This window comes from Brevibacterium sp. ZH18 (assembly GCF_022748595.1).
Classification (GTDB): Bacteria; Actinomycetota; Actinomycetes; order Actinomycetales; family Brevibacteriaceae; genus Brevibacterium.
In genome coordinates this window covers 24,604-33,184 of sequence record NZ_JALDSX010000040.1, presented here as the reverse complement: position 1 = coordinate 33,184, position 8,581 = coordinate 24,604, and the positions used below count along the sequence as shown (strand labels likewise).

Annotated in this window: 6 protein-coding genes; 3 read left to right on the top strand and 3 right to left on the bottom strand. The window is 64.6% G+C overall.

The genetic code is table 11. The annotated features are described in order from the left end of the window. Window positions 1–44: 44 nt before the first annotated feature. Together aceB and aceA are read right to left on the bottom strand one after the other, a co-directional pair. Window positions 45–1,646 (bottom strand): malate synthase A, encoded by a 1,602-nt coding sequence (gene aceB, locus MPN20_RS13290; protein WP_242782893.1) that lies wholly within the window; start codon window positions 1,644–1,646, stop codon window positions 45–47. Between the two features lie 389 nt (window positions 1,647–2,035). Continuing rightward, the gene (aceA, locus tag MPN20_RS13285) at window positions 2,036–3,346 is read right to left on the bottom strand and encodes an isocitrate lyase (protein ID WP_242782891.1); all 1,311 of its coding nucleotides are present in this window, start codon (window positions 3,344–3,346) and stop codon (window positions 2,036–2,038) included. 177 nt (window positions 3,347–3,523) lie between these two features. On the opposite strand from aceA, the gene MPN20_RS13280 reads away from it, so the two are divergent. Next, window positions 3,524–4,975, top strand: coding sequence for a helix-turn-helix transcriptional regulator (locus MPN20_RS13280; protein WP_242782889.1), 1,452 nt, complete (start codon window positions 3,524–3,526; stop codon window positions 4,973–4,975). 6 nt (window positions 4,976–4,981) lie between these two features. Here MPN20_RS13280 and MPN20_RS13275 read toward each other — a convergent pair whose 3' ends face one another. Further along, complete coding sequence (locus MPN20_RS13275; RefSeq protein WP_242782887.1) at window positions 4,982–6,673, bottom strand: FAD-dependent oxidoreductase; 1,692 nt, start codon at window positions 6,671–6,673, stop codon at window positions 4,982–4,984. Between the two features lie 37 nt (window positions 6,674–6,710). Between MPN20_RS13275 and MPN20_RS13270 the strand changes: the two genes are divergently transcribed. Further along, window positions 6,711–8,180: a site-specific DNA-methyltransferase gene (locus MPN20_RS13270; protein ID WP_242782886.1), complete on the top strand. Its 1,470-nt coding sequence runs from the start codon at window positions 6,711–6,713 to the stop codon at window positions 8,178–8,180. After that, window positions 8,177–8,530, top strand: a complete 354-nt coding sequence (locus MPN20_RS13265) for a DUF952 domain-containing protein (RefSeq protein WP_242782885.1) — start codon at window positions 8,177–8,179, stop codon at window positions 8,528–8,530. The genes MPN20_RS13270 and MPN20_RS13265 overlap by 4 nt, the downstream gene beginning before the upstream one ends. The last annotated feature ends 51 nt before the right edge of the window (window positions 8,531–8,581 follow it).

Here is an 8,581-nt window from a genome sequence, read left to right as displayed (position 1 = left end):
GTAGAAGGGTTGCTGCCCGACATTCGGGTATCCAGCGGTGTGGATCAGGCGAATACGGCTCCCTTGGACACCCGGTCGACGAGGTGCTCGTCGTAGGCGGGCATCGTGAAGAACTCGGGGAACTCGTCCTCCAGTGCGCTCATGCGGAAGATCTCGACCGCCTCGGCGAAGTGATCGGCGGGGTGGCGTTCGATGAGCGCCAGCTCTTCGCCCATGTACCGTTCCACCAGGTTCCGCGTCAGCTGCTGACCGTTGTCCAGCGTCACCGAATGGTGGATCCACTGCCAGATCTGCGAACGGCTGATCTCTGCGGTCGACGCGTCCTCGAGCAGGTTCTCGAGCGCCACGTTGCCCTTTCCGCCCAACCATTCGTTCATGTAGCCGATGGCCACGCGGATGTTCAGGCGCACACCTTCCTCGGTGACGACGGGCTCGAGACCCGACTGGTCGAGCAGGTTCTCAGCACAGACGTAGACGTCGCGGCGATGCTCCTCGAGCTGGTTCGGGTTCTCGCCGAGCGCCGCGTCGAAGACCTCCAGTGCTGCGGGCACCAGGCCCGGATCGGCCACCCAGGTGCCGTCGAAGCCCTGTGTCGCCTCGCGTGCCTTGATCTCGCGCATCTTCTCCACCTCTGAGGCGACGAAGGCCTCGTCCGGGTGGTCGGTCATGAGGTTGCTCATGGTGCCGATGGCATGTGCACCGCGGCGATGGCAGGTGGCCACAAGGCGGTCGGTGAACGCGCGCATCAGCGGCAGGTCCATCGTCAGGTGCTCACGATCGGGCAGAACCCATTCGGGAGAGTTCCGGAAGTTCTTCACGATCGAGAACAGGTAGTCCCACCCTGCGGCGTTGAGTCCGGCGCAGTGGTCGCGCAGCTCGAAGAGGATCTCCTCCATCTGGAACATCGCGGTGATCGTCTCGATGTGAGCCGTCGCGCGGATCGTTCCCTGCTCGATGCCCAGGCGGTCCTGGGAGAACACGAAGATCTGGTTCCACAGACGAGCCTCGCGGGAGGACTCGAGCTTGGGGAGGTAGAAGTAGGGTCCCGAGCCGTTGGCGATGAGCCGCTGCGCATTGTGGAAGAAGTAGAGGCCGAAGTCGACGAGTGCGCCGGAGGCCGACGCTTCCGCACCGTTGTCATCGACGAAGATCAGGTGCTTCTCCGGCAGGTGCCAGCCGCGGGGGCGCAGCCCGATCGTGGGCTGGGTGCGGTTGGTGATGCCGGGCAGGGTGCCGCGCACTGCCTTGAACAGGTTGACCTGTCCGCCGATGATGTTGGCCCAGGTGGGGCTTGTCGCGTCTTCCAGGTCGGCGAGCCAGACCTTGGCGCGGGAGTTCAGCGCCGCAACGACGTCGGGTTCGGAGACAGGGCCGGTCAGTTCCACACGACGGTCGTCGAGTCCGGGGGCTCCGGTCGCTCCGGCGACGCTCCAGGACTGGTCCGCCCGAATTCCCGCAGTGTCAGGGGTGAACCGGGGGAACGTGCCGTTCCTGATCGTCTTTGCGCGCAGATCGCGAGCCGCGTGCATCTCTGAGATGCGACCGCTGAACTGATCGTGGAGGGCGGTGACGAACTCGAGGGCGGGCTCCGAGAGGATCGTGTCGAATCCTGTTTCGAGTGGTGCGTTGATCTTCATGTAAGACATTGGGCTGCTCCTCACCCGTCGGTGTGTGCTGTGGATCTGGTGGCCTGATGCTGCCGGCCGCGTGGTCGTGGTCCGGGTGTTGCTGCTGTGATGCTGATCTTGCTGTGGTGCTGTTTCAGGTTGCGAGGTTGTGTGCGTTGGGAGGGTGACGGCGCGGATCAACAGTGCAAACCCCGTGAAAACACTGTCGATCCGCGCCGAGCTCATGTGGGCTCTCACCCTTTGCGTGGGCCGTCGGGCCCGTGGGCTGTCAGCTCCGGCGACTCGGCGGGTCTGTCACGGCTCATGGTGCAAGCCGTGCATTCCTCCCGACGGGCCGCCGGTCAGCTGTGGCCCTGTGACCGACCGCTTCCGTGTGTGACCGGGGGCAGTCAATCGGCGATGCGAACTCAGTGGAACTGAGCGGATTCGGTCGAACCGGCCAGAGCTGTCGTCGAGCTCTCCGGGTTGAGTGCGGTCGAGACCAGGTCGAAGTAACCGGTGCCCACTTCGCGCTGGTGCTTTGTGGCGGTGTAGCCGCGCTCTTCGGCAGCGAACTCGCGTTCCTGCAGATCGACGTACGAGGTCATCTGGTTGCGGGCGTAGCCGTGAGCCAGATCGAACATCGAGTAGTTGAGCGCGTGGAAGCCGGCCAGGGTGATGAACTGGAACTTGTAGCCCATGGCTCCCAGTTCGCGCTGGAACTTCGCGATGGTGGCATCGTCGAGGTGCTTGCGCCAGTTGAACGACGGCGAGCAGTTGTAGGCCAGCATCTGGTCCGGGTACTCGGCGTGGATCGCATCGGCGAACTGCTTGGCAGCTTCGAGATCCGGTGTGGAGGTCTCCATCCACAGCATGTCCGCGTAGGGAGCGAAGGACAGTCCGCGGGCGATGCCTGCTTCGATGCCGTTCGTGATCTTGTAGAAGCCTTCAGAGGTGCGCTCACCGGTGACGAAGCGCTGATCGCGCTCGTCGATGTCCGAAGTCATGAGTGTGGCTGCCTCAGCGTCCGTACGGGCGATGACGAGGCTGGGCACGTTCTCGACGTCGGCCGCCAGGCGAGCCGCGTTGAGGGTGCGGATGTGCTGCGAGGTCGGAACGAGAACCTTGCCGCCGAGGTGGCCGCACTTCTTCTCGGAACCGAGCTGATCCTCGAAGTGCACACCGGCCGCGCCGGCTGCGATCATCGAGCGCATGAGCTCGTAGACGTTGATCGAGCCGCCGAATCCGGCTTCCGCGTCTGCCACGATCGGTGCGAACCAGTCGTCGACCTTCTTGTTGCCCTCTGAGGACTCGATCTGGTCTGCGCGCATCAGAGCGTTGTTGATGCGGCGGACGACCTGCGGCACTGAGTTGGCCGGGTAGATCGACTGGTCGGGGTAGGTCTGTCCGGCGGCGTTCGCGTCGGCGGCGACCTGCCAGCCGGAGAGGTAGATGGCGTTGAGGCCGGCCTTGACCTGCTCGACCGCCTGGTTGCCGGTCAGTGCACCGAGAGCGTTGACGTAGTCGCCGGACTTGATGTCGGTAGAGGCGACCTGATTCCAGAGGCGTTCGGCACCGTGACGGGCCAGCGTGTGCTCTTCGATCAGCGAACCGCGCAGTTTCACAACATCCTCGGGCTCGTAGTCGCGAGCGACTCCCGACCAGCGGGCGTTGGTGGCCCAGTCGCGACGGATGGCCTCAGCATCGTGCAAGCTGCTCTGCGTGGTGTTCTCAGTCATTGTCATTCACTCCTACTCGTTCGGGGTTGGTGAGACCAGTCTGCCGCGGCCGCAAGGGGGTCGATAGAGGTTTTTCAAATGAATAACCGCCGATTTTCCGGTTTCAGAAATTTCGGCGTTCTGTCATACTGATTCACAGCGCATGTGAACCAGCACACAGCACGGACGGGAGCCGCCATGACAAGCAATCAGGCAGATGTCGAGGACGACGAACAGCAGGCGGACACGCTCAGTATCGGCAGAAGAATCCGCTTTTTTCGAAAACAGCAGGGCCTGACGCTTAACGAGCTGGGCGAGAAAGTGGGCCGTGCAGCGTCCCAGATCTCGACGATCGAGAACGGTAAGCGAGAAACTTCTGTCACGCTCCTCTCGGCCATTGCGAAGGCGCTGAAGACCGATGTCGCGGAGCTCATCGATCCCACTCCTGTCGATGACAGGCAAGCCCTCGAACTCGAGGCCGAACGCAATCAGGCCTCCCCCATGTATTCCTCACTGGGGCTGCCGCAGGTGCGGATCAAATCGCTGCCCGCCGATGCCCTCGAAGCCATCGTCGGACTGCAGCGACAGCTCGGCGAAGTGCTCGAACGGCGCGCGGCGACGCCGGAGGAAGCGCGGCGGGCCAACCGTGAGCTGCGGGAGCGAATGCGCGAGAAGAACAACTACTTCGCCGCCCTTGAGGACCAGGCAGCAGAACTGCTCAAACTGGCCGGCTACGAATCGGGAACCGTCTCTCAGCGGCAGACTGCGACGATCGCGGAGAAGCTGGGTTTCAGTCTCCACTACGTCTCCGATCTGCCGAGTTCGACCCGCTCGATCGCCGACACCGCGAACAAGCGCCTATACCTTCCGAACTCGGATGCCGCTTTCGACCCCCGCTCGCATCTGCTCACGAGCCTCGCCGCACACGTGCTCGGCCATGACTCTCCGAAGGACTTCAGCGAGTTCCTCCAACAGCGGGTGGAGGCGAACTATCTGGCCGCCGCTGTTCTGCTGCCCCAGAGTTCGGCGGTGCCGATCCTGCTCGAGGAGAAGAAGCGGCGTGAGCTTTCGGTCGAGCATCTGCGCGATATGTTCGGTGTCGGCTATGAGATGGCCGCCCATCGGTTCACGAACCTCGCCACCGAGCACCTCGGCCTGCCCGTGCACTTCATGAAGGTGCATCGCTCGGGAACGATCCACAAGGCGTATTCGAATGACGGACTGCCCTATCCGACAGATCCGCTGGGAGCCATCGAGGGACAGTTCGCCTGCAAACGCTTCACCTCTCGCACAGTCTTCCGGGTCGCCGACAGGTTCAGCCCGTACTACCAGTACACGGACACACCGCAGGGCTCGTTCTGGTGCACGGCGCGAGTGCTGCCCGGCGGCGACTTCGCGATCAGCGTCGGAGTCCCGTTCGCGCATGTGAAGTGGTTCGAAGGACGGGAGTCACCGATCCGCTCGAAGTCGTCGTGCCCGGACCCGGCCTGCTGCCGACAGGCCCCGGAGGACCTGGCCGAGAAGTGGGAGAACCAGTCCCTGCCGTCGGCGCAGATGCATGCCTCGCTGCTGGCAGCGGTCCCGCCCGGTGCGGTTCCAGGCGTCGACGACACCGAGGTCTTTGAGTTCCTCGAGCGCCACTCGGGCTGAGGTAGTTCAGTCTGTCGCGGGTTGGCCGGGGCGGGGTACGTCGAGGATCGAATCGACGATGTGCTCGGCCACTGCCAGCGCCGAGGTGGCTCCTGCCCTGGGCACGTTCCTGACCATGGTCAGCCTTCCGCGCGTGGTCACCAGCAGTTCGTTCGTCAGTGCGCCGGCTGCGTCCATCGCCCGAGCCCGGACCCCGCGGGGTCCCGGGCGGACGGCTGCAGCGTCGAGGTCGGGGACGAACTTCTGGACGCCTTCGACGAAGGCGGACGTGCTGACGACCGATTTCGCTCCGCGTGCCGCAGTTCCAGCGGTCTGCGCCGCGAACTTCCAGAATCCTTTGAAGCCGACTGTCGACCCGATGTCGCCGACGTCGAAACCGTGCCGCTCGTACTTCTCGCGCCCCAGAGCAACGAAGGTGTTGGGCCCCAGCACGAGAGCATCGTTGACCCCTCTGACCAGGGCGGTGTCTGCGAACGGAGCGTGCGGGTCGGGAACGGATGTGATGATGCCCCGGACCACCTCGGCGGCTTCCGGGTCTGATTCGGAGACGATGAAGTAGTCGCTGGTGAAGGGAACGACGCGCGGTTCGGCGCCGAATCCCGCGGCCACAGCCAATCGATCGGCCTGCAGACCTGCGGCGACGATGACGAGGTCGAACGAGGCCGATTCCTCGGACACAGTGCCCCCGTGAGTCTCGCGAGTGCCACGGGGCCCGCGAGTGCCTTGGGGCGAGTTGCCATGGGGCGAGTTGCCATGGGGCGAGTTGTCATGGGGCGAGCTGCCGCCTGCGTGTGAAGGATCGTGGCCAGAACGGTCGCTGTCACTGCGAGTTGTGGATGGTCCACGGCCGGACCAGGAATTCGAGAGCTTGTCGTTGAGACTGCCGAGTGTGTCCTCGACCTGCCGGAACCAGTCCTTGTCGCCGAACCGATCACGCAGCTCACCGCCGAGGCGGTTGCGCACGTCGTCACCGAACCCGACGACCGGCTCGGTGTCGTCGCCGTAATAGGTGCGAGGTCCGTCGGTCACCTGCTCGTCGCGTGAGTCGTCCTCGGCGTGCTTGTCGTCAGAGTGAGTGCCGGCATCAGAGTGATCATCACCGCCATCGACCTGCGAGTCATGTGCTGCCTTCCGGAACCGCACACGAACTTCGTTGCTCATGACGTCGAAGCCTGTGACCTCGGTGCCGAAGCGGAACGTTCCGCCAGCGGAACGGACATCGGAGGCGAGCGCCTCGGCGAGGGCCGCAAAATCGGTGACAGCCGTGTGCGGCGAATACAGGCCGAGGACTCCCCGGGCGTGCGATTCGATGTCGCGCATCTGCTTTCGATCGACGAGGCGGACCCCGGGGATGCCGTTCTTCTCGGCTCGATCGGCGATCTCTTCGAGGCGGTCGGCTTCGTCGGTGTTCTGCGCGATCATGAGCTGACCGCGCTCCCGGTAGGGGATGCCGCGTTCGGTCACGTATGGGACCAGCAGCTCGACACCTCGGCGAGCGAGCGTCGCCTCGAGCGTCCCCGGCTCCTCGTCGAGCCCGGAATCCACGATTCCCGACGTGTGCCCGCTCTGGTGTGCGGCGACATGCTCGGCCTTGTCGAACACGGTCACCTCGGCGTCGGGGAGCCTGCCGGCGATCTCCCGGGCGAGTGCCGCGCCGACGATCCCGGCGCCCACTACGGCCACTCGTGAAATACTCATACAGCAATCTTGGCACCGATCGTGGAGGAGGAGAAGGATGACGGCCACGTTGGACTGGTCCGGCAAAGCCGCCGCCTTCGCGTTCGGACGCCGCCTCATCGGTGCAGACGACGGCGGTGCCGGCGACGGCGACGGCGGTGCAGGCAACAGCAACAGTAATGGTGCATCATTCACCCGCCGAGGCGGCCCCTCACCTCGATGCGAACCCGACGTTGCGAATTCGGCCACGGACAACCTCGGCGAGTGTCGGTATCGGGCGGAACCCTACGTGCCCATCCCCGATGAGAATCTGCTCATCGTCGGGGACAATCTGCCCGCGCTGCGGGCGCTGCTCGCCACGCATCGGGGGCGGGTCAAGGTCGTCTACATCGATCCGCCGTACAACACGGGCAATGCCCTGGCGTACAAGGATCACGGGCACGATCACGCGAGTTGGCTGAGCTTCATGACGCCTCGGCTCATGCTCGCGCGGGAGCTCATGCGACCCGATGGGGTGCTGTTCCTCCACCTCGACGACGGGGAGAGCGCGTGGGCGCAGATGCTGGGCCACGAGATCTTCGGCGAGCACAATTCTCTGGGCACGCTCATCCATCAGCGGGCGAAGGGCGGGGGCAATTCGCCGTCGTTCGTGCGCGGCCATGACTACATCCACGTCTGGGGCAGGGATGCCGAACGGGCCGGAGCATTCCTGACCGAGAAGAAGGCACCGGCGAAGCTCGAGATCATCGACGGCAGGCGCATGCTCGTCGAGACCGATGTGCTGCGTGCGGGCTTCGGCCGCTATGCCCGAGGGCAGGAACGCCGGCTGATGTACGAGGACATCCTCGAGGTCAAGGGCGAGAAGAAGCTCGCCGAGGTGGACGCGAAGTTGGCCACAGGCGAATTCGTCCTCCGCCCGTGGGGCGAGGCCGGCAAGCATGCGGTGGTGCGGGTGACCCCGGTGGAGAAGGCCAGTTCGAAGCTCTACTCGATCATCAAGGCTCTGGGTGGGCAGAACGACCTCGAGGAGCTGGGGCTGGGCAGCGTCTTCAGCTATCCGAAGCCCGTCGAGCTGGTCAAGACGCTCATCACTTCGCAGACGTTCTTCGACCCCGAGGCGATCGTCCTCGACTTCTTCGCAGGATCGGGCACGACGGCGCAGGCGGTGATGGAGGCGAACCAGCGCGACGGCGGCAGCCGGAAGTTCGTCCTCGTCCAGATCCCCGAACCGCTCCGGTCGAAGAATGCTCGGGCTGTGGTGACCACGGGCGCCGAGGGTGGCACTGGCGCCGGGAGCACGGACCCTGCGAGCGGCCCCGACACGGAAGCTGCGGGCACCTCGAACGCGGACACGTATCCCGAGATCAGCAGCCTTACCGCCGAGCGAGTCCGCCGCGCGGCGACGAAGTTGGCCCCCGGCCTGACGTTTGCGGAACTCAACGTCGTCGAGGGCTTCGACGGGGTCAACGTCGTGAACAGCGTCGAGGGCGTCGAGGGCGTCGAGGGCTTCGAGGGCTTCGAGACATGAGCGACCGACGACTCTTCCACATTGCGCTGGCCTCTGATTGGCAAGCCGCAAGAAGCAGCGGGTTCTACGACCGCTCCACCCTGGGTGCATCCGTCGATGACATCGGATTCATCCACTGCAGCCGTGGCATGAGCCAAGTCGATGCGACTCTGGCGGCCCACTACTCGCAGGTCAATGCCCCTCTTGTGCTTCTGCACATCGACGAAGACGCCCTCATGGCTGCAGGTCTTCGCGTCATCGACGAACCAGTTGATCCGCAGGACCCTGGCAGCGAAGCTTTCCCCCACGTCTTCGGTGGGGCGCTGCCGCTGGACGTTGTCGCCTACGTCCTCCCGCGCCCCGAGGTCTGAGCCTCCTACGCGGACTGCGGAGGATCCCGCTGCTGAGACCCGAAGACCGCT

Coding starts and splice junctions, on each gene's coding strand:
- aceB (WP_242782893.1), bottom strand. CDS start 1,646: ATGTCTTACATGAAGATCAACGCACCACTCGAAACAGGATTCGACACG.
- aceA (WP_242782891.1), bottom strand. CDS start 3,346: ATGACTGAGAACACCACGCAGAGCAGCTTGCACGATGCTGAGGCCATC.
- MPN20_RS13280 (WP_242782889.1), top strand. CDS start 3,524: ATGACAAGCAATCAGGCAGATGTCGAGGACGACGAACAGCAGGCGGAC.
- MPN20_RS13275 (WP_242782887.1), bottom strand. CDS start 6,673: ATGAGTATTTCACGAGTGGCCGTAGTGGGCGCCGGGATCGTCGGCGCG.
- MPN20_RS13270 (WP_242782886.1), top strand. CDS start 6,711: ATGACGGCCACGTTGGACTGGTCCGGCAAAGCCGCCGCCTTCGCGTTC.
- MPN20_RS13265 (WP_242782885.1), top strand. CDS start 8,177: ATGAGCGACCGACGACTCTTCCACATTGCGCTGGCCTCTGATTGGCAA.